General features: G+C 65.2%; 24 protein-coding genes. 11 read left to right on the forward strand and 13 right to left on the reverse strand.

Features of this window, described 5'->3' with window-relative positions; all coding sequences use genetic code 11:
• Position 1: 1 nt before the first annotated feature.
• The 5 genes from M3I53_RS25835 to M3I53_RS25855 form a co-directional block, all read right to left on the reverse strand.
• On the reverse strand, positions 2-1,453 hold the full coding sequence (locus tag M3I53_RS25835; protein WP_254318678.1) for a DUF1800 family protein: 1,452 nt from the start codon (positions 1,451-1,453) through the stop codon (positions 2-4).
• Positions 1,454-1,538: 85 nt separating this feature from the next.
• Positions 1,539-2,063: a periplasmic heavy metal sensor gene (locus tag M3I53_RS25840; RefSeq protein WP_254318679.1), complete on the reverse strand. Its 525-nt coding sequence runs from the start codon at positions 2,061-2,063 to the stop codon at positions 1,539-1,541.
• Entirely contained in the window at positions 2,060-2,515 is a 456-nt protein-coding gene (locus M3I53_RS25845; RefSeq protein WP_254318680.1) for a hypothetical protein, read from the reverse strand. The genes M3I53_RS25840 and M3I53_RS25845 overlap by 4 nt, the downstream gene beginning before the upstream one ends.
• Complete coding sequence (locus tag M3I53_RS25850; protein ID WP_254318681.1) at positions 2,512-3,177, reverse strand: RNA polymerase sigma factor; 666 nt, start codon at positions 3,175-3,177, stop codon at positions 2,512-2,514. The genes M3I53_RS25845 and M3I53_RS25850 overlap by 4 nt, the downstream gene beginning before the upstream one ends.
• A 26-nt stretch (positions 3,178-3,203) precedes the next feature.
• On the reverse strand, positions 3,204-3,539 hold the full coding sequence (locus M3I53_RS25855; protein ID WP_375542582.1) for a hypothetical protein: 336 nt from the start codon (positions 3,537-3,539) through the stop codon (positions 3,204-3,206).
• Positions 3,540-3,899: 360 nt separating this feature from the next.
• Here M3I53_RS25855 and phaP point away from each other — a divergent pair, with 360 nt between their 5' ends.
• The 4 genes from phaP (at position 3,900) to M3I53_RS25875 (ending at position 7,817) form a co-directional block, all read left to right on the forward strand.
• Positions 3,900-4,475 (forward strand): TIGR01841 family phasin, encoded by a 576-nt coding sequence (gene phaP / locus M3I53_RS25860; RefSeq protein WP_254318683.1) that lies wholly within the window; start codon positions 3,900-3,902, stop codon positions 4,473-4,475.
• 140 nt (positions 4,476-4,615) lie between these two features.
• Positions 4,616-5,797: an acetyl-CoA C-acetyltransferase gene (locus M3I53_RS25865; RefSeq protein WP_254318684.1), complete on the forward strand. Its 1,182-nt coding sequence runs from the start codon at positions 4,616-4,618 to the stop codon at positions 5,795-5,797.
• A 289-nt stretch (positions 5,798-6,086) separates the two neighbouring features.
• A complete protein-coding gene (phbB, locus tag M3I53_RS25870; RefSeq protein ID WP_035514360.1) occupies positions 6,087-6,830 on the forward strand; it encodes an acetoacetyl-CoA reductase in 744 nt (247 codons plus the stop codon).
• 231 nt (positions 6,831-7,061) lie between these two features.
• Positions 7,062-7,817 carry an IclR family transcriptional regulator gene (locus M3I53_RS25875; RefSeq protein WP_254318685.1) on the forward strand — a complete coding sequence of 252 codons (756 nt, stop codon included), beginning with the start codon at positions 7,062-7,064 and terminating at the stop codon, positions 7,815-7,817.
• 12 nt (positions 7,818-7,829) lie between these two features.
• Here the strand turns inward: M3I53_RS25875 and M3I53_RS25880 are convergent, their stop codons facing one another.
• Complete coding sequence (locus M3I53_RS25880; RefSeq protein ID WP_254318686.1) at positions 7,830-8,408, reverse strand: VOC family protein; 579 nt, start codon at positions 8,406-8,408, stop codon at positions 7,830-7,832.
• Positions 8,409-8,553: 145 nt separating this feature from the next.
• Here M3I53_RS25880 and M3I53_RS25885 point away from each other — a divergent pair, with 145 nt between their 5' ends.
• The 3 genes from M3I53_RS25885 (at position 8,554) to M3I53_RS25895 (ending at position 12,480) form a co-directional block, all read left to right on the forward strand.
• Entirely contained in the window at positions 8,554-9,405 is an 852-nt protein-coding gene (locus M3I53_RS25885) for a fumarylacetoacetate hydrolase family protein (RefSeq protein WP_254318687.1), read from the forward strand.
• Positions 9,406-9,501: 96 nt separating this feature from the next.
• Positions 9,502-11,031 (forward strand): bifunctional 3-(3-hydroxy-phenyl)propionate/3-hydroxycinnamic acid hydroxylase, encoded by a 1,530-nt coding sequence (locus tag M3I53_RS25890; RefSeq protein ID WP_254318688.1) that lies wholly within the window; start codon positions 9,502-9,504, stop codon positions 11,029-11,031.
• Positions 11,032-11,157: 126 nt separating this feature from the next.
• On the forward strand, positions 11,158-12,480 hold the full coding sequence (locus tag M3I53_RS25895; protein WP_254318689.1) for an MFS transporter: 1,323 nt from the start codon (positions 11,158-11,160) through the stop codon (positions 12,478-12,480).
• Between the two features lie 13 nt (positions 12,481-12,493).
• Here the strand turns inward: M3I53_RS25895 and M3I53_RS25900 are convergent, their stop codons facing one another.
• A complete protein-coding gene (locus M3I53_RS25900) occupies positions 12,494-12,874 on the reverse strand; it encodes a DUF3022 domain-containing protein (protein ID WP_254318690.1) in 381 nt (126 codons plus the stop codon).
• 199 nt (positions 12,875-13,073) lie between these two features.
• Between M3I53_RS25900 and M3I53_RS25905 the strand changes: the two genes are divergently transcribed.
• Positions 13,074-13,652, forward strand: coding sequence for a hypothetical protein (locus M3I53_RS25905; RefSeq protein WP_254318691.1), 579 nt, complete (start codon positions 13,074-13,076; stop codon positions 13,650-13,652).
• Positions 13,653-13,685: 33 nt separating this feature from the next.
• Positions 13,686-13,922 carry a hypothetical protein gene (locus tag M3I53_RS25910; RefSeq protein ID WP_254318692.1) on the forward strand — a complete coding sequence of 79 codons (237 nt, stop codon included), beginning with the start codon at positions 13,686-13,688 and terminating at the stop codon, positions 13,920-13,922.
• 39 nt (positions 13,923-13,961) lie between these two features.
• Here the strand turns inward: M3I53_RS25910 and M3I53_RS25915 are convergent, their stop codons facing one another.
• The 4 genes from M3I53_RS25915 to M3I53_RS38690 all read right to left on the reverse strand — a co-directional run bounded on the left by M3I53_RS25915 (position 13,962) and on the right by M3I53_RS38690 (position 17,490).
• Positions 13,962-14,750, reverse strand: a complete 789-nt coding sequence (locus M3I53_RS25915) for an ABC transporter substrate-binding protein (RefSeq protein ID WP_254318693.1) — start codon at positions 14,748-14,750, stop codon at positions 13,962-13,964.
• A gap of 57 nt (positions 14,751-14,807) precedes the next feature.
• Complete coding sequence (locus M3I53_RS25920; RefSeq protein ID WP_254318694.1) at positions 14,808-15,962, reverse strand: pyridoxal phosphate-dependent aminotransferase; 1,155 nt, start codon at positions 15,960-15,962, stop codon at positions 14,808-14,810.
• A 158-nt stretch (positions 15,963-16,120) separates the two neighbouring features.
• Entirely contained in the window at positions 16,121-16,999 is an 879-nt protein-coding gene (locus M3I53_RS25925; protein WP_254318695.1) for a LysR substrate-binding domain-containing protein, read from the reverse strand.
• Entirely contained in the window at positions 16,996-17,490 is a 495-nt protein-coding gene (locus M3I53_RS38690; protein WP_375542580.1) for an SDR family NAD(P)-dependent oxidoreductase, read from the reverse strand. The genes M3I53_RS25925 and M3I53_RS38690 overlap by 4 nt, the downstream gene beginning before the upstream one ends.
• A 439-nt stretch (positions 17,491-17,929) precedes the next feature.
• Here M3I53_RS38690 and M3I53_RS25935 point away from each other — a divergent pair, with 439 nt between their 5' ends.
• Both M3I53_RS25935 and M3I53_RS25940 read left to right on the forward strand, forming a co-directional pair.
• Positions 17,930-18,133: a hypothetical protein gene (locus M3I53_RS25935; RefSeq protein ID WP_254318696.1), complete on the forward strand. Its 204-nt coding sequence runs from the start codon at positions 17,930-17,932 to the stop codon at positions 18,131-18,133.
• Positions 18,134-18,289: 156 nt separating this feature from the next.
• Positions 18,290-18,610 (forward strand): hypothetical protein, encoded by a 321-nt coding sequence (locus M3I53_RS25940; protein ID WP_254318697.1) that lies wholly within the window; start codon positions 18,290-18,292, stop codon positions 18,608-18,610.
• Between the two features lie 174 nt (positions 18,611-18,784).
• Here M3I53_RS25940 and M3I53_RS25945 read toward each other — a convergent pair whose 3' ends face one another.
• The gene (locus tag M3I53_RS25945; RefSeq protein ID WP_254318698.1) at positions 18,785-18,931 is read right to left on the reverse strand and encodes a hypothetical protein; all 147 of its coding nucleotides are present in this window, start codon (positions 18,929-18,931) and stop codon (positions 18,785-18,787) included.
• Positions 18,932-19,213: 282 nt separating this feature from the next.
• Positions 19,214-19,424: transposase (locus M3I53_RS25950; protein WP_254318699.1), on the reverse strand; the 211-nt coding region annotated here is incomplete at its 5' end.

Raw genomic sequence — 19,424 nt, forward strand, 5'->3', positions numbered from 1 at the left:
GTTATCTCCTCAGGAAATCGGGCGAGACGAGCAGCAAGGCGATCGCAGTGGACGCGCTTTCGGCATGCGCGACCGCGGTGGCCGTGGGCGCGCTGAGCGTGGCGCCCATGAGCGTGCTGCCGAGCGTGCGCGGGTCGAGCCGGTCGCCCACGCGCGCCGAAAAACGCTGCGCGACTTCCACGCGGCGCACTAGCGCATCGGGCGCGGCCCAGCTTGCGGCGATGTCGTCGTAGCCGGCGGGCGAGCCCGGCCGCCACACGGGCTGGCCGAGCTGCGTGAGCAGCGGCGCGGCGTTGATGTCGCCCGCGTCGCCGGGTTCGCGCCAGCCGAGACCGCGCATCGACGAAACGGTCCACTCCCACGGCGTCTTGAACTTCGCATCGACGGGCGCCCACGCTTGCGGCGCTTCAATGAGCGCGCGATACACGGTGGGCAGGTCGCCGCCGCTTTGCTCGAAGGCGAGCGCAAGGCGCTCGGTGAGCGCCGGCGGCGGATTGTCGGCAACGAAGTGACGCGCGAGCTGAAACGCGATATGGCGGCTCGTGGCGCTCGCGTGCGCGAGGTCGTTGAGGATGGCGAGCGCCTGCTGCTCCCCCGCTTGATCGTAGCGCTTGCCCATCACGGTGCGCGTGCCCGGCTCGTGCAGCGCGGGGCGAAACACGAAGCTGCCGGGCGCGGCATTGCCGGGCTGCGGCCCGCGCACGCCTGCCACGCTCCAGCCCGTGAGCGCACGGGCGAATTCGGTCACGTCGTCCTGCGTGTAGCCGGTGCGCACGCCGAGGGTGTGCAGCTCCATGATCTCGCGTGCAAGGTTCTCGTTGAGGCCGCGCTTGTGCGCGGGGTCGCGCTGATCGGCGCGCAGCGCGGCGCGGCTGTCGGGGCCCACGGAGCGCGTCTGATCGAGAAAGAGCTGCATGGCAGGGTGCTGCTCGACGGCAACCAGCATGTCCGCGAAATTGCCGAGCACGTGCGGCCGGATCGCTTCCATTTCGAATGCGCCCGCAATGCCCGCGATCAATGCCTTGTCCACCGATACGGCGAAGTGGTTCGACCAGAAGTGCACGAGGCGCTCGACGAAAGGCGTGTCGGTCTGCAAGGCGCTCGCGAGGCGCGCGTTCACCGCGCTGCGGTAGATGCCCACGCTCTCGCGGCGGATCGCCTGGTTGGCCGCGCGGCGTGCGGCTTGTTGAGCGTTCTCTTGTGCATTGGCCCCGGAAGCGGCGCTCGCGGCCGCGTCGGCCGCCATACCTTGCTGGCGCTCTTCCTCGAAGCGCGCGGCGAGCGCCAGCGCGCCGGGCTCGTTACGCCACGCCGCGGGCGAAGGTTCGTATGCGTGGAGCTGGCCGAGCAGCCAGCCATGGGGGTCGGCGGGCGGCGGCTCGTCGGCGCGCGCGCCGAGGCCGAAGCGGTTCATGGCGATCGCGCCGGCGCGGACATTCGAAAGGCTTTCCATGCGCGGTCCTTGTGCTCATTGGAGCGTTGTGTATTCCCGTTAAACGCTCGTCGCTCGCGGTATCCGTCGCTGATCTGCCAAATTTTTACTGCGCGCCGCTCGCCTCGCTCACGGCGTTCTGCGGTTGCATTGGCGGCTGCTTCTGCGATTGTGCCGGCAATCGCCACTGGCCGCGCTTTTCGAGCCCCTCGACGAACTTCACGCGTTCTTCGGGCGTGAGCGTGGCCGCGAAATCGACCACGCCGCTTTCGATTTGCGCGCGCAACGCGGTATCGGCGGTGCGCGTGCGCGTGAGCGCGGCGTCGATGGCGTTGCGGTCGAGTTGCGGCGCGGCGAGCAGGTCGAGCACCTCGCGGCGTCCGTCGCGTCCGTCGCGCGCGAACTGGCGGCCTTCGCGGCGCGAGGACTTGAGCGCCTGGGCGAACTGCTGCTGGCGTTGCGGCGAAAGCTCTTCGGTGGCGAAGCGCAACGCCACGCGCTGCGTCGCCTGCGCCTGCGGCTCGCTGCGTACGGCGAGCCAGCGCCACGCACCGCCCGCAATTCCACCGAGCAGAAAAACGTTCAGGAGAACCGAGCCCACGAGCAGCGTTTTCCATGAGCAGCCGTTCATTCGTCACTCCCTTCGCCGCCGGGGTTGAGGTTCGATTCGCTCCAGTCCGAAACGGTCCCCCCGAAGCTCGTACTGAGATACGTCTCGTGCTGGCCTGCGGGCGTCGTGCCGCCGAGGACGACAAACGAGATCGTCAGCGCGCCTGCGAGCGCACCCGCGAGGCCCACGCCGGCGAACGCCGCGCCGGACCACCAGAAACTGCGACGCTTCGCGGCGGCAACGGGCCTGACCGGTGCGTCTGCAACGATCTGCTCAAAGAGCGCGCGTCCCGGCGGCGCGACCATGTCGCGGGAGAGCCAGCTGTCGAGCGTCATGGCTTCGTCGAGCGCCGCGTTGGCTTCTGCGCGATGCGCACGCGCCCATTCGAGCGCATCTTCGCGCTCATGCTGCGGCCAGCGCTGCGGGTCGGCGCCATAAGCCGCGACGAGCGTGTGGAATCGTTCGGGTGTCATACGGAGTCCTTACCGGCAGCTTCGCCGGCCAGTTGTGCGCGCAGGGTGCGCCGGGCGCGCGCCAGCAGGCTTTCGAGCGCGTCCACCGAAATATCCATCAGGGTGGCTGCTTCGAGGTTCGAAAGCTCCTGATAGTAAGTGAGCACGAGCGCTTCGCGCTGGCGCACGGGCAGCGCCGCGAGTGCGGCGCGCACGCGCTCGTCGCGCGTACGCGCTTCGATCTGCTGGTCGGGCGAGCCTGCTGGATCGGGAGCCGGCTCGCTCACGGCGTGCAGGTCTTCTACGGTCTCTTCGCGGCGTCCGCGCAAGCGGTCGTAACACAGGTTGAGCGCCACGCGATGCAGCCACGTGTCGAATTTCGCTTCGCCGGTGCGCCAGGTGGGCGCCTGTTTCCAGATCCGCACGAACGCTTCCTGAGCGACGTCTTCTGCTTCACTGTGGTCCCCCAGCATGCGGGTGGCGAGTGCGATGAGGCGCGGCAGCTTGCTCGCGACGAGCGCGCGCACGGCAAGCGGGTCACGCGCGGCGACACGCGCAACGAGTTCCGCATCCGGATCGCGTTCGTTCAAGGCCTTCCCGGCCTTGTTGGTCTGCAACGATGGAACCGCAGGCGAACCCGCTGCCGCGCCGTCATAGTCGTTTCCCAGGTTGAAGTCGGACATTCACGCCTTATGCCGCTCGAGCCGCATTATGCCCAGTGGCCCGGAATCCATCGCCAGTTCGGGCCGTCCTCGACCCAGTGTCCGGGCACCCAGTTGTACCCCGAGCGGGCCTCTTCCCAACGGCCGGGTTCCCAGACATACACGCCCTGGTCCCAGCGCCAGTGGCCGGACTGCCAAACATAGCCCTGGCGCGGCGGTGGGGGCGCTTCTTCCCGCGGCGGAGGCGGTGGCGACGTCGGGGCGACCATCACCGGCTGCTGAGGCGGTTGATTGGGTTCGACGACCACGGCTTGAGCTAGCGCGGCCGTCGCGGTGGAGGCGAGCAGAACGGCGGCAAACGACGAACGCAGTGGTTTGCGGATCATGATTTCTCTCCCTTGATGCAGAGGGGTCAACAGCCCCTATGAGGACTTAAACGGCGCCGCGCGGAAAATCCGTCGCGGGCCATCTCTTCACCATGCAATTTCCGCGCTCAGCGTCGAACTTACCGAACGGGCAGCAGGTTGCTTGACAACTGCAAGATCCGAACCCGAAAGACTTACATTAAGGGTTTCTACCTAATATGAACCGCCACAAAATTGTTAAATTTCTGTCTTAGAATGGACACTCTAGGTCGACTGCGGCGATGCAGCATTAGTTTTTAAACATAGGAATACAGCCGCAAGTCAGGCCATCGGGGGTTGGCGCTTTAATTAGTAAGACTAACCAAGGAGTATGAGCTGATGTCCGTTTCCGCACCCGAACAATTCCGCGCGAACTACCAGGCTGGCGTCGCAGCGTTCTTTGCGCTCACGAAGCCCGTTGTCGAGGGCGTGCAGGCCGTGATCGATCTCAACGTCCAGGCCAGCAAGGCTGCCATCGCCGAAAGCGAAGCGACGCTCAAAGGCGCACTCGAAAGTGGCAATCCCGCGGAGTTCCTGACGCAGCAGATTGGTGCAACGCAGCAAGCCGCCGCCAAGGCCATGTCGTACGGCCGCCATCTCGTCGACATCGCGACGACGACCCAAAACGAGTTGCTGCAGGCCGCCCAGGCGCAAACGGGCGAAAACGAGCAGCGTTTCAAGGCCTTTTCCGAAGGCCTGACGCAAAACGCGCCCGTGGGCGCGGAGCCCTTCGTCGCGGCCATGAACTCGACCTTCGCGGCCGTCAACAACGCCGCCGAAACGTTGCGCGGCGTGACCCGCCAGGCCTTCGAAACGGCCCAGAGCGGTTTCCAGAACGTCGTCGCTTCCGCCCAGGAAGCCACGCCGGTCGCGGTCCAGCCGGCTGCCGCCAAGGCCAGCCCGGCCAAGGCCTGATTCGCGTTCCTGCCCGCCGGCAATACGCCACTACGCCTCAACGCGCGCCTTCGTCGTGAACGAACGACGGGGGCGCGGCGTTTGCCGGCTCAGCCTTCCAGACATCGACATTCCAGTGCATTGCACAGCAGGAGCTCAACATGACTGACATCGTGATCGTTTCGGCCGCACGTACGGCAGTAGGCAAATTCGGCGGCTCGCTCGCGAAGGTGGCGGCGCCCGACCTGGGCGCAATCGTCATCAAGGCCGCGCTCGAGCGCGCGGGTGTGAAGCCCGAGCAGGTGAGCGACGTGATCATGGGTCAGGTGCTGACGGCCGGTTCGGGCCAGAACGTGGCGCGTCAGGCATCGATCAAGGCGGGCCTGCCCGCGGGCGTTCCCGCCATGACGATCAACAAGGTGTGCGGCTCGGGCCTGAAGGCGGTGATGCTCGCGGCCAACGCGATCATCGCTGGCGATTCGGACATCGTCGTGGCCGGCGGCCAGGAGAACATGAGCGCCGCGCCGCACGTGCTGCCCGGCTCGCGCGACGGCTTCCGCATGGGCGACGCGAAGCTCATCGACAGCATGATCGTCGACGGCCTGTGGGACGTGTACCACCAGTACCACATGGGCGTGACGGCGGAAAACGTCGCGAGGGAATACGGCATCACGCGCGAAGAACAGGACGCGTTTGCGGCGCTCTCGCAGAACAAGGCGGAAGCCGCGCAGAAGGCGGGCCGCTTCGACGCGGAAATCGTGCCGGTGGAAATTCCGCAGCGCAAGGGTGAGCCGCTGCAGTTCAGGACCGACGAATTCGTGCGCCACGGCGTGACGGCCGAATCGCTCGCGGGCCTGAAGCCGGCGTTCAACAAGGAAGGCACGGTGACGGCGGCGAACGCGTCGGGCATCAACGACGGCGCAGCCGCGGTCGTGGTGATGTCGGCGAAGAAGGCCGAGGCGCTGGGCCTCACGCCGCTTGCGCGCATCAAGGCGTACGCCAGCGCCGGCGTCGATCCGAAGGTGATGGGCATGGGTCCGGTGCCGGCGTCCACGCGTGCGCTGGAGCGCGCGGGCTGGTCGGTGAACGACCTCGATCTCATGGAGATCAACGAGGCATTCGCGGCGCAGGCGCTGGCCGTGAACAAGCAGATGGGCTGGGACACGTCGAAGATCAACGTGAACGGCGGGGCGATTGCAATCGGTCACCCGATCGGCGCGTCGGGCTGCCGGATTCTCGTGACGCTGCTGCACGAGATGCAGCGCCGCGATGCGAAGCGCGGCCTGGCTTCGCTGTGCATCGGCGGCGGCATGGGCGTGGCGCTCGCGCTCGAGCGCGCTTGATCCTGCTTGATTCTGCTTGACCCCGTTTACCCCAGCTTGATCCCGCTTTCAACGCAGGAAGCAGTCTGGTAATCAGGCAGCAAGCGGCTCGTCGCGCGAGAAGCAGCGGCGAGCCGCCAGTAGCAAGCAACCACGCGCAATACTAGAAATTGATCAGAAGCCGCGCGGCATTCGCCTTGTCTTCGTCCTGGGTAGAAGGATGAAGCCGGGCAACAGTGTATGTGGCGCCTGCACGCATAGTGCGTAACGCCACGGTTTTCGTGATGCTCAACTCTCGCGGACATATAGGATGACTAATCGTATTGCATTGGTGACAGGTGGTATGGGCGGCCTTGGCGAGGCCATCAGCGTGAAGCTGCATGACGCGGGTTATCGCGTTGTGGTGACGCACTCGCCCGACAACGCCGGCGCGAAGGACTGGCTGGCGCGCATGAAGGAGACCGACCGCGAATTTCACGCATATGGCATGGATGTAGCGGACTACGATTCGTGCCAGCGCGGCGCGCAGAAGATCCAGAGCGAGATCGGCCCCGTCGATATTCTCGTGAACAACGCGGGTATCACGCGCGATATGACGTTTCGCAAGCTCGACAAGGTCAATTGGGACGCCGTGCTGCGCACGAATCTCGACTCGATCTTCAATATCTCGAAGCCGCTTTGCGACAGCATGGTCGAGCGCGCGTGGGGCCGCATCATCAACATTTCGTCGGTGAACGGTTCGAAGGGTTCGGTCGGACAGACCAACTATGCGGCGGCGAAGGCAGGCATGCACGGTTTCACGAAGTCGCTCGCGCTGGAAGTGGCTCGCAAGGGCGTGACCGTGAACACCATTTCGCCGGGCTATCTCGCCACGAAGATGGTGACCGCCATTCCTCAGGACATTCTCGACACGAAGATCCTGCCGCAGATTCCGATGGGCCGCCTCGGCAACCCCGGTGAAGTCGCCGCGCTCGTGCTATTCCTCTGTTCGGACGAAGCGGGATTCGTGACGGGCGCAAATATTCCTATCAACGGCGGCCAGCATATGCAATAAAGCTATGCTAAACATGCATTTCGCATGAATGATGTCAGGCGACTTTCGCCTGAGCGATGCGGGGTGCATGCGGCAGCGGTAATCCATACCGACCGCCGCCTTGCAGGGGACGTGTAAAGCGTGCCTTGCAAGGCGGCGGTTTTGCATGGCGCCGCGGGGATTGCGGGGCGCGAACGCGGTGAAGCGTGCCGCTATAATTGGCCACCCCATGCGTGACCGGAGACCGGCCCTTTGTCGAGCATTGCGAAACTGCTGTCCATCCTCGAACTCTTTTCCGAGGCGCGGCCTTTTCTTTCCGCCGAACAGGTGGCGGCCGAACTGCAATGCTCGGTGCCGACCGCTTACCGCTATCTGCGCGAACTCGTCGATACGGGCATGCTGCTGCGCTTCGTGGGCGGCGAATACGGCCTCGGCCCGCGCATCATCACGCTCGACTACCATCTGCGCATTTCCGATCCGCTATTGAAGGCGGGGCAGCCGGTCATGCGCGAACTGGCCGAGCAGTCGGGCTTCGACGCCGTGATGTCGCGCTGGTACGGCAACGAACTCGTCGATACCCACCGGGAATCGCACGACGCCGTATTCGACCTGCGCTATGGACGTGGCCGTCCGCGTCCGCTCTTTCTTGGCGCCGCGCCCAAGGCGATCCTTTCGACGTTTCCCAAGGCGAAGCTCGCCGCGCTGTTCGAGCAGTACCCCGAGGACATCGCGTCCAGCGGACTCGGCGCTACGCTCGAAGAATTCCGCGCGAGCCTGCTCAAGATCCGCCGCGCGGGCTTCTATCTCTCGAAGGGCGAACTCGAAGCGGGCATGTCCGCCGTCGCTTCGCCGCTGTTCACCGACGCATCGGGCGAAGCCGTGGCCGCGCTCGCGCTCGTCGTGCCCGAGCAGCGCCTCGCGTTCTTCAACCTCGAGCGCGTGGTCGAGGCCGTGAAGGAAGCCGCCGCGCGCATTTCCACGCGCGTGCGTGCATTGATCGAGGCATAAAGCGGCGCGGCGTCACGCTACGCCCATACGCGCCGCCATCTCCCTCTCCCACACCGCGCGCGGCCGGAAGCCCGGCAACGTGCTCGCATGGCGCTCGACCTCGGCGAGCAACGCGTCGTCGGGCAGCGCAAAGTCCACGGCGACACGCATGGGCTGATCCACGTACCACGGCGTGTCGATGAAGATCTCCAGCCGGTTGCCCTCCGGGTCGCGCGCATAGAACGAGATCGCATTGCCGTGCGTGACCGGAACGATCTCCTCCATCCCTTCCTCCACGAAGCGCCGGTGAAAGTGCTTCAGCGTGGCGAGGCTGTCCGCCTCCAGTGAAATCTGGTTGATCGGATTGAACGCCAACTGCTCGGGCCTGCCGCTCGCCAGTACGATCTGGTGATGCACGCGGGGATCGCGGCTGAGAAAGACGAGGCTGACCGTGCCGCGCGGCGAAGGCAGCGTGCCGCGGTCCGTCACCGTGAATTCGAGCACCCGCGTATAGAAGTCTTCGACCTTCGCCATGTCGCTCACGAAAAAGCCCATGTGGCTCAGCGTGAGGCCGGTTCGTCTGGTGGTTGGTTCGGTGTGCGGCAGAGTCATGCTGTCTCCAGTGATAGTGATAAACCCTGATGCAAATCACGTTGTACTGTGCGTTTTACGTAGTGTATTCTCAAAATACGATAAACGCACAAGAAATACGCGCCCCCCATTCCACGAAATACTCACTCTTTATCATTGGAGCATCATGAAACTCGCCAGCTTTTCCACCCATGAAGGTTCGTCGTTCGGCGTCGTGCGCGACGGCGCGGTGTTCGACCTCAAGAAGCGCCTGGATGGCCGCTACGCCGACCTCAAGTCGCTGATCGCGGCGGGTGCATGTGCCGAAGCGGAACGCGCCGCGAGCGAAGGCAAGGGCGACTATCCGCTCGCCGAAGTCACTCTCGAGCCCGTCATTGCCAATCCGCAGCAGATCTTCTGCGTGGGCCTGAACTACGCGGAGCACGTGAAGGAGACCAACCGCGAGACCACCGAGCAGCCCGTGATCTTCATGCGGCTGCCGGCTTCGCAGGTGGGCGCCGGCGAGCCCATGCTGCGTCCGCGCGAGTCCACGCAGTTCGACTATGAAGGCGAGATCGCCGTGATCATCGGCGAGGGCGGGCGGCGTATCGCCGAGGCCGACGCGTGGCGTCATATCGCGGGCTACAGCTGCTACAACGACGGCTCCGTGCGCGACTGGCAGCGCCACACTGGCCAGTGGGGTCCGGGCAAGAACTTCTTCCGCACAGGCGCGTTCGGCCCGTGGATGGTCACGAGCGACGAGATCGAGCCGAACGCGCTGATGACGCTCGTCACGCGTCTGAACGGCCAGGAAGTGCAGCGCGCCACCACGGAGATGCTGATTCACGGCATTGCGAAGCAGATCGCGTATCTCTCCACCTTCACGCCGCTCTTCCCTGGCGACGTGATCGTGACCGGCACGCCCGGCGGCGTAGGCGCGAAGCGTAATCCGCCGCTTTTCATGAAGCATGGCGACGTGGTGGAAGTCGAGGTGGATCGCATCGGCACGCTCAGGAATCCCGTCGCGGACGAAGCGTAGGCCGCAGGACGCCGCCCGCGCGCTGCGGGCGGCGCAGTCATCCAGGTAGTTTTCACTCAGTTAGCCATGGATCAGGTGAATGGGATGGAGGATGTCGTGAACAATTCGGTATGCAAATCAAATCCGGAGCCCGACTATGACGTCGCGATCGTCGGCTTCGGGCCAACGGGCGCGACGCTCGCCAATCTGCTCACGCTGCGCGGCTTGAAAGTCGTGGTGTTCGAGCGCGACAAGGACGTGTTCCAGCTCCCGCGCGCTGTGCACTTCGACGGCGAATGCATGCGCGTGTTTCAGGCGGCGGGAATCGCGCAGACGCTGCTGCCCAATCTCTTCGTCGGCCCAGGCATGAAGTTCGTGAATGCGCGCGGCGAGTTGATGATCGACTGGACCCGGCCCGGCGGCATCGGCCCGCAAGGCTGGTGCGCAAGCTACAAGTTTCATCAGCCGGATCTCGAACGGGCGTTGCGCGAGCAACTATCGGCGCGTGGCGGAGCCGACGTGCATCTGCGTCACGAGGTGTTCGCGCTCGACGAACGCGACGACCACGTGCGCATCCGTTTCGAGGATACGGCGCAAGGGCGCCTCGCCCAGACTACGGCGCGCTATGTGGTCGGTTGCGACGGCGCGCGCTCGACCGTGCGGCGCTTCGTCGGCACCGAACTGGCCGATCTGCAATCGCACGAGCGCTGGGTCGTGGTGGACGTGCTGCTCGAAGGCGAGCGCGTCGATCTCGGCGACTACTCGATCCAGTACTGCGACCCCGCGCGGCCGACCACGTACACGCGCGGGCCGCACAACCGCCGCCGCTGGGAAATCATGGTGATGCCGGCCGACGACGAGCGCCGCATCGGCACGCCGGAATGGATCTGGGAGCGGCTCGCGCGATGGATCACGCCCGGGCACGCGCAACTCGAACGCTCGGCGATCTACACGTTCCATTCGGTGATCGCGCAGGGCTGGCGGCGCGGCAGGCTGCTGATCGCGGGCGACGCTGCCCATCAGACGCCGCCGTTCATGGGGCAGGGCATGGCCGCGGGCATACGCGACGCCTCGAACCTCGCATGGAAGCTCGCCGACGTGATCGCCGGCGCGCTGCCCGACACGCTGCTCGACACCTACGAGAGCGAGCGCGAGCCGCACGTGCGCACGTTCATCGAAACGGCGGTGCAGCTAGGCGGCGTGATCCAGGCCACCGACAGCGACGCCGTTGCCGCGCGCGACCGCGAGATGACGGCCGCGATTCGCGACTTTCGCACCCCCCAGCCGCGTCTGGGCCCTGGCTGGCATACCGGCGCGGCGGGCGGCGATATCGGGCCGCAGCCCGTGTTCGAAGACGGTTCGCGCCTCGACGACGCCGTCGGCTATCGCTTCGCGCTGATCGTCGACGAAGCGCTTGCGCAACACGCACAGGACGCGCTGACGAACGCAGCGCAACGCGAGCGCGTGGCGATCGTGCCGGCCACGCGGGAGCCGCTGCGCGCCTGGCTCGCGGATGCCGGCGCGCGCGCCGTGCTGCTGCGGCCCGACCGCTACGTCGGCGGCGTCGCGCACGACGCGCGCGAACTGGAAGCGCTGCTCGCACGTGCAGGCGTTGCGTGCGCGCCGCAGCGACGCGAGGCCGCTTGACCCAAGGCCCGGGCAGTCCGCAATGCAACGCGGCTGCCCGGGCCGGTGATTTCGAAGCACAGGCGCAGGACGAAGATCCGCTAGCAGCCACACAAGCGCCGCCAGGTCCATCAACAAGGAGAGCATATGGAGACGACACCCTCCCTGCCAGCGTCGCACGCCGCGGCGCCTGGCCTGACCCGCGCCCAATGGAAGATGATCCTCATCGCGAGTCTGGGCGGCTCGCTGGAGTTCTATGACTTCGTGATCTACGGCTTCTTCGCGCATTCGATCGCCGCGCAATTCTTTCCGGCGAGCGACGCGCTCGTGAGCATGCTACTCACGTTTTCGGTGCTCGCTATCGGCTATATCATCCGGCCGCTCGGCGGCATCGTGCTCAGCAGCCTGGGCGATCGCATCGGGCGGCGGCCCGTGTTCGTGGGCTCGATCGTCGTCGTGACGCTCGCCACCATCTGCATCGGCCTGTTGCCGAATTACGCGCGCTGGGGCGTTGCCGCGCCCATCGCGCTGATCGGCCTGCGCGTGCTGCAAGGCTTTTGCGTGGGCGGCGAAATGCCCGGCGCGATTACCTATGCGGTGGAAGCGGCGCCGCGCCGCGCGGGCCTCGCGGCCGGCGTGATCGTCTGCGCGATCAATACGGGCGTGATGCTCGCGACGATCGTCAATCTCCTCGTGCAGTCCGCGCTCACCCCCGCCGACGCCGCGAGCTACGGCTGGCGCATCGCGTTCCTCGTGGGAGGCCTGTGCGGGATCGTCTCGTATCTGCTGCGCCGCAATCTCGACGAGTCGCCCGAATTCCGGCAAATGCAGGGCGCCGTGGTGAAGCAGCCGTTTCGCGAAACGCTGCGCCACCATCGCGGCGCGGTGGTGGGCGGCGTGTTTTCGATTGCGGTGATGGCGGGCTTCAACGGCGTGCTTTACGGCCACATGCCCGCGTATCTGATCGAAACGTTGAAATACGCGCCGCGTGAGGCCGCGCTCGCCCAGAATGCGTACTTGCTCGTGAGTTCAGTGGGGCTGCTCGCGGCAGCCTGGGCTGGCGACTTCGTGCCGCGCCGATACTTGCTGCGTGTGTCGTGCATCCTGCTCGCCGCACTCGCCTGGCCGTTCTATACGGCGCTCGCGGCGCACAGCGTGAACGTGGTCGTGCTGTTCGTGCTTGCCGCGCTCGTGTTCTCGCTTGCGAGCGGCACGTGGGCCGCGGTCCTCGCCGATCTCTTTCCGGTCCAGGTGCGTTTTAGCGGCATCGCACTCGCCTACAACGTTTCGGTGGTCGTGTTCAGCGGCTTTGCGCCGTTGCTCTGCGCGGCCTTCGTGCGCATGAGCGGGTCGCCGGCCGCGCCGGCGTGGTACGTGACCGGTTCGGCCCTCGTCGCGCTGGTGGCGAACATCGGGCTGCACGCTTCGTCGCGCTCGCGGATGGAGCGCTCAGCGGCAGCCGCAGGCTAGGCGTGCGCGGGGCTCAAAGAGGGCCTTCGGGCGTTTCGAACTCCGAATCGTCGACGTCGATTTCGATCGAACATGCGCCCTCTGTGGCGGGCGGCGTCTGCCGTGCCTCGAAGCGCTCGCGCACGCGCTCGCGAATGCGCTGCTGGATCATGAGCCGGCGCGCTGTGTCCATCTCGGCGTAGCGGTCGAGCTGCGCACGCGAGAAGCGCAGCGTGGCGGCACAGCGTGCGTCGAGCGTGGTGTCGCGGTGCGAGTCCACGACCCAGGAAAGCTGGATGACGATCGTCTCGCCCTCGTCAATGAGGCTGAGCGCCGGCCGCTTGGGCGAATCGAAAATATCGGCGACAGCGATCTGTATTTCCTCCAGACGCTGGTCGAAATCGAAGGTGTTCATAAGGGCTCCCGTCTCGATGGCTTGCTCTGCGTGGGTTTGCAGTGCGCATCAGGCGTTCCAGCACGGCCTGGGCACGCCCGATGCGCAAACTGGCAGCGGCAGGCGAACGCGCATTTCAGGCAGCGCGCCAGGCGAATGGCACGGCGCGTGCGCGCTCGCTCGAGAACTTCCACTCATCGAAGCCTGCAAGGAGAGAGCCATGTCCATGATCGTTGCAAGCCGCTTCACGACCCTGCACGAAGCGGAAGTGGCCGTCGACAAGCTGCAGTCGAACGGCTTCGTCGGCGAGGATGTCGCCTCGTTCTTCGTGAACCCGAGCGGCCAGCACGCGCGCTTTCCGGTGGGCGGCGACGAGTTCGTCGACCCGGGCGCGCGCGGCACGTCGCTGGGCGCGGCAACGGGGGCGGCGGGGGGCGCGGTGATCGGCCTCGTGCTCGGCGTGCTGATCTCGTACGTCGTATTCCACTCGCTCGTGGTGCTGGCGGTGGCCGCCGGCGTGGGCGCCTATGTGGGCACGCTCGCGGGCGCGCTTTGGCAGACGAGGGGTGGCGGCAAGGCGCGCCAGCCCGACATCGGCCACGAGCCCGACGGCACGCCGAAGGCCCGCGAGTCCGGTGTGCTGGTGGCCGTGCATGTGAGCTCCGGCACCCAGCACACGGCGGCGCAGGTACTGAGCGCGGCGGGCGGCGTGGAGATCGAGCGCGCCGACGGCCGCTGGCAACAGGGCCATTGGGCCGACTTCGACCCGACCCGCAGCGTCGAGCCGCTGCGCGAATGAGCGGCAGCGCATTGCGCCGACAGGGAGGCGACCATGAAGCATCACGAGACCCCGGACGACGACGGTACGAACGTCAAGAGCCCGCAGCACGAAGGCAGCGAGCCGCTCGCGCGGCGTCATCCGCACGAGCCGCGCTCGGTGGGCCGCCAGGGGCATAGCGACGTGGAGAGCGGCCAGGAGGACACGGACCGCCGGGGCGGCGATGCATACCAGGAGCGCACGAAGAACGACGAGCCCGTGAACCGTAATTCGCGCGAGGGGCGGCGCTGAGCTCGTTCATGCCATACGACCGCCCCTGAGTGCGGCGTTTTACTTCGGCGAAACGTCGATGTCGCCGAAGTATTTGTGTGCGAGCGAGGTGACCGTGCCGTCGGACTCTATCTTCGCGATGGCCGCGTTCAGGCGCTCGCGCAAGGCCGTATCGCCCTTGCGGATGCCGAACGCCACGCCGCTGCCCAGAATTTTGTCGTCGCGCACGGCTTCGCCGACGAACGCGAAACCCTTGCCTTCGGGCTGCGAGAGAAAGCCCTTCTGGCCCGCGGGCGCGAGCACGAGCGTCGCATCGAGACGCCCCGCGCCGAGGTCCGCGTAAATCTGGTTCTGGTCCTGGTAGGGCACAACTGTCACGCCGGCCGGCTCCCAGTGCACCTTCGCATAAGTTTCCTGGATCGACGATTGCAGCACGCCGACACGTTTGCCCTTGAGCGATGCGGCGGTGGCCACTAGCCCGCTGTCACTGCGCGCGATCAGGCGGCTCGGCACACGATAGATCACCGTGGTGAAATCGATGGCCTCGCGGCGCTTTTCGGTTGCGTTCATCGCCGAGTTGATGGCGTCGAACTTGCGGCCCTGAAGCGCGGGGATCAGGCCGTCGAATGAGGTTTCGACCCATTTGCAGGTCATGCCCGCCTTCGTGCACACGGCATTGCCGATGTCGATATCGAAGCCTTGCAGCGTGCCGTCCGAGGCTTTTGTTTCGAACGGCGGATACTGCGCCTCGACGCCGAAGCGCAGCAGGTTCGCATCGGCGAATGCCGATACCGGGCCAAGTATGCCGTACGCGCATGCCAGCGCCAGGAGCGCGTTGAGTCGCTTCATGGTGATCTCCTTGCCTGCCAGTTCCAGGCAGTTTCGTTGTGTATCGAATCCGGTACGCTAGATCGCGCAAAGGCGGCGAGCGCCTTCGAGCAATGTTTCATCATCCTTGGCAAAGCTCAGGCGGATGATGCCTTCGTCGGTGCCGTCGGTGTAGAACGCCGAGAGCGGAATCGTCGCTACGCGGGCGTCGCGGATGAGCCGCAGCACGAAGTCGCTGTCGCGCTCGTCGGAGAAGGACCGGAAGCGCGCGAGCATGAAAAAGCTGCCTTCGCTCGGCAGCAGTTCGAAGCGCGAGGTGGCCAGCGCGCGCGCGAGCAGGTCGCGCTTGTGCTGGTAGAAGGCCGCGAGACCCAGATAGCTCTGCGGCTCGGCAAGCGCCTGCGCGAACGCATATTGCATGGGCGTGTCGGCGGAAAAGACCATGAACTGGTGGACCTTGCGGATCTCGTCCATCAGCGCGGCGGCGGCGAGGCAATAGCCCACGCGCCAGCCCGTGACGTGATACGACTTGCCGAACGACGAAACGATTACGCTGCGCTCGGCCAGCTCGCGATAGCGCGCCATGCTCCGGTGCGGCGCGCCGTCGAACACCACGTGCTCGTACACCTCGTCGGAGAGAATCACGATGTCGGTGTTGCGCGTGAGCGCCGCGAGGCGCGCGATGTCGTCCTCGCCGAATATCGTGGCCGTGGGATTGTGCGGCGTGTTCACGATGATCATGCGAGTGCGCGGCGTGATGGCCGCGCTCACTGCGTCCCAGTCCACGCGGAAATGCGGCTGCGCAAGCTTGATCGCCACGGGCTTTGCGCCCTGCAGGCGCACGATGGGCGCATAGCTGTCGAACGAGGGCTCGAAATAGATTACCTCGTCGCCGGGATGCACGAGCGCGCTGATCGTCGAGTACAGGCCTTCGCTCGCGCTCGCGAGCACGGTCACTTCGCTCGACGGGTCGTAGTGCGCGCCATGGAGCGTTTCGAATTTCGCGGCGAGCGCCTCGCGCAAGTCGGCCAGGCCCGCCATGGGCGCGTACTGGTTGTGGCCCGCGCGCATGGCGGCGGCCACGTCATCGACGAGTTTCGCGCTCGGGTCGAAATTCGGCGCGCCTTGCGAGAGGTTAAGCGCCTGATGTTCGGCGGCGAGCTGGCCGATTACCGTGAAAATCGTCGTGCCTACATCGGGCAGCTTCGAGCGGGCCTGCGCGGCGCTCTGCATGGTCGGTCTCCCCTTGGGCGGCGCGCGGCCGCATGGTGTGACAAATGCGAGGTTGCCGGAAGATCGGGCCTTGCGCGGAGCGCCCCATTACGCCGAAAGAGCGGCCGGCATGCAATCGATTAATTCTCATGGCCGCCATGCGCTGCCCTCATGGCGCGCTACGATGTTGAGCGGTCCCGGCCCATCCAGTCGCTGAACAGCTGCACCTTGTTCTGCTGGGCCACACACTCGGGGTACACGAAATAGTAGCGCGAGCCCGTAGGTACGGCGAGGTCGAAGGGCATGACGAGGCGCCGGGTCTCTACATCCTCACGGACGAGCGTGCGATCGGTAATGGCGACGCCAAAGCCCTGCATGGCGGCAGTGGCCGCGAGATCGAGCGATTCGAACGTGGGACCGAGATCGGCGTCCACCTTTTTCGCGCCCGCGCGCGCGAGCCACAGGCGCCAGTCGGCGTGGTCGCGCGTGGGGTGCAGCAGGGTCTGGTGCGCGAGGTCGTCGGGCGTCACGAGCGGGCGGCGCGAGAGCACCTCGGGCGTGCAGACGGGCGTGAGGTATTCGTCGAAGAGCGGTACCGCATGGACGTCGGCGCCGGGCGACGAACCGTAGATGATCGCCGCGTCGAAAGGCTCGGCCTGGAAGTCCACTTCGTGTCCCCACGTAGTCGTGATCTGGATCTGCAGGTCGGGGTGCTCGTTCTGGAAGCGCATGATGCGCGGCAGCATCCAGCGCATCACGCAGGTCGGGACCTTGAGGGCAAGCTCGGTGCGCTGGCGCGTGAGACGCTGCGAGGCTTCTTCGATACGCCCGAAGCCGTCGCGCACGGCGGGCAGCAGCTGCTCGCCTTCGGCGGTGAGCGTGAGGCCTTTGGACGAACGGCGAAAGAGCGGCAGGCCGTAGTACTGTTCGAGCGCGAGAATCTGCCGGCTGACTGCGCCTTGTGTGACGCAAAGGTGCTCGGCTGCGCGCGTAAAGCTGCCGTAGCGGGCGACCGTTTCGAAAATCTGCAGGGCGTTGAGCGGGGGAAGGCGTCTCATGGCGGTCGTTGGGCGGCCGGGCGAGTGCGCGCAGCCGGCGGGAATCGAGCCGCTATGATACGACGGCCGCCCGCTTCAATCGTCGGCGCCGCCTGCGCCTGGCTTGCCGCGCGTGTCGTGTCGATCGTGGCGTGCGTGCCGAACAGGGCGCGTATGCCGGGCTCAGGAGAGGAACATGGCCTCCGCGTTGTGGCCCGCACCCGGCACTTCGAACCACGTATGCCGCAATTGTGGATGCTTGCGTCGATGTCGCCGACCTCCTTCTTCACCCTTACGAAGGCAGCCTCGGTCGACTCCCAGTCAGCGACATTGCCCTCCGACGCAATAAACGAGAAACCCCGTTCGGCTTGCTCAGCCAGCCACCGCTCTCGTCGCTGAGATTTCGGCCCGCATCCTGCGACGACAGTGAGCCCGTCCGTGTATAGACGCTGGCATATCGCCGTTCCAATTCCGCCCATGCCGCCGGTTACATAAGCAATCCGCTTCGCCATATCATTCGCTCCAGGTGGGTTACGGTGACTACAGTAAAAAATGACGGACGACGTTTAAGACATGAAACGCTATGTTGTACTGAGTGATTCAGGGGAAGCGGCTTTGTTGCATGTGGGTCTAAACACCGAAGATGCTGCGCCTTTGATGTGACCGACGCCATGTGTGGCAACGGTCACGCGCACGACTTCTTTGCTCACGCGGGCCAAATCGATATTTGCAGGGTCTCAGGTGACTCTCATCCGAGAGATTAACGATTTGCCTTCCTTTCAGACTGCCAGCACCATGACAGGGCGCGACGTCCAATTCGCCGCGAAGGAGAAAAAAACAAAGCCTCGCTCTCGAAAAAGGGTTTCCCTTATGTGAAAGGAGCAGTTTCATTCAAGTCGTTCCGCCCTATTGGCGCCGATAATGTGAACGAGCCACCAGAGACGCGCCCTCGTGCTCGCGACCGGAATCGTCGCTCAAAAGATAATCCCCATAGCAAAAAGAGAACTCAACCATGCGCGACAACGGGCGGTTACACAGCGCGAATACACACTCGCGGACGATGTGATGATGATGTCGGTCACCGACCCTCAGAGCCGCATTTGCTATGCCAATCCAGGTTTCATTGCTGTCAGCGGCTCGACCAAAGCGAATTGATCGGCGAGCCGCACACATGTGGTATCCCGACATTCCGCCCGAAGCGTTTGCCGACATGTGGTCGACACTGCGCGCGGGAATGTCGCGGAGTGCGCCGCTCAAGAACCGGCGCAAGAACGGCGACCAATACTGGGTCCGCGCCAACGCCACCCAGTCGTGCGCGACGGCAAGCTCGTGGAGTACATGTCCGTTTGCACGCCGCCGTATCGCGACGATGTCGCGCTTGCGGTCAATTGGGCATCCAGCCAGCGTTTATACGGACGCAGCCATTGCCTCACGCAAGCGCCGAGCGCGGTCTCGCAGATTCCCTGCGGCTGCGGCCGAGTTCCCGACCAGCGCCGCGTTGTGTTGGGTCGTCCGGTCGAGCTACGTGATGCCGAGATGTCTTTCGCCGATCGAACTAAACTGCTCGCTTGTAGCGGAGCTGATTTCGTCGATCATCGACTAGACACGCGCGACGTCCGCCCCGTCTGCTGAAGACTCGCCGCGGCTTCCTCGCTGCGCGCCCCCCAGAGGCTGGCTTGCGCCATTTCGTCGCTAGTCGTCTGCAAGTCTGCTATCTGCTCGCCGATGTCACCAGTAGTGAACGCAGGTTCAGACCGGCTTGCGCGACGGCGCGGGCCAGCATTCCGATCTCGACAAGGTTGAGCCTCAAATCCGTGCTTCACTGGCCGCCGCGACCCGGAGCGCTTGTTGTGATACCTGCGCCTCGAGCCACCTTGTTGCGAGCGATAAATTACCAGGATGCATCGCTTTCGGCGTGGCGGCCGGGGCGATGCCGGGATCGATGGCCGACATCTGGCCGCTCGTCTGAAAGCCGGTGCTCCGTGGCCCAGCAGGCAATTCTGGAGCGTGCGCGAATCCCCCTTTTCGATGCCTGCCCGCAAGAGTGCGGGCCGTCTGGCCACGCCCGGGAACCAGGCGTGGCCAGATCGAGGCTCCGCACACTTTCACCGAAAGCTCACATGTGCCGAGGTCAGAGGCGCCCGAATTAACGATGTAAACGTGAAATCATTCAATCATGAATTTGTAATTAATGAAGATTTGCGGCTCTTTTGAATTTGGAGTGGGTGATGCGACTCACGAGGCATGCGGGTTGAAGCCGGAGAAGTCGAGCTTGCCGGCAACGAGAAAGAGGACCGTGCGCATTGTCGTGAAGCGCGTGTAACCGCGAGCCTTTCGCTTGGCCGCTTGAAACAAGCCGTTGATGGCTTCAATGAAGCCGTTGGTCTGGCGGGTCTGAGTCCAGGCGACGATGCCGTCGAAGTGCCGACGTATCAGACGCGCAACG

The organism is Paraburkholderia sp. CNPSo 3272 (assembly GCF_024206495.1).
In the GTDB taxonomy this organism is placed as follows: domain Bacteria; phylum Pseudomonadota; class Gammaproteobacteria; order Burkholderiales; family Burkholderiaceae; genus Paraburkholderia.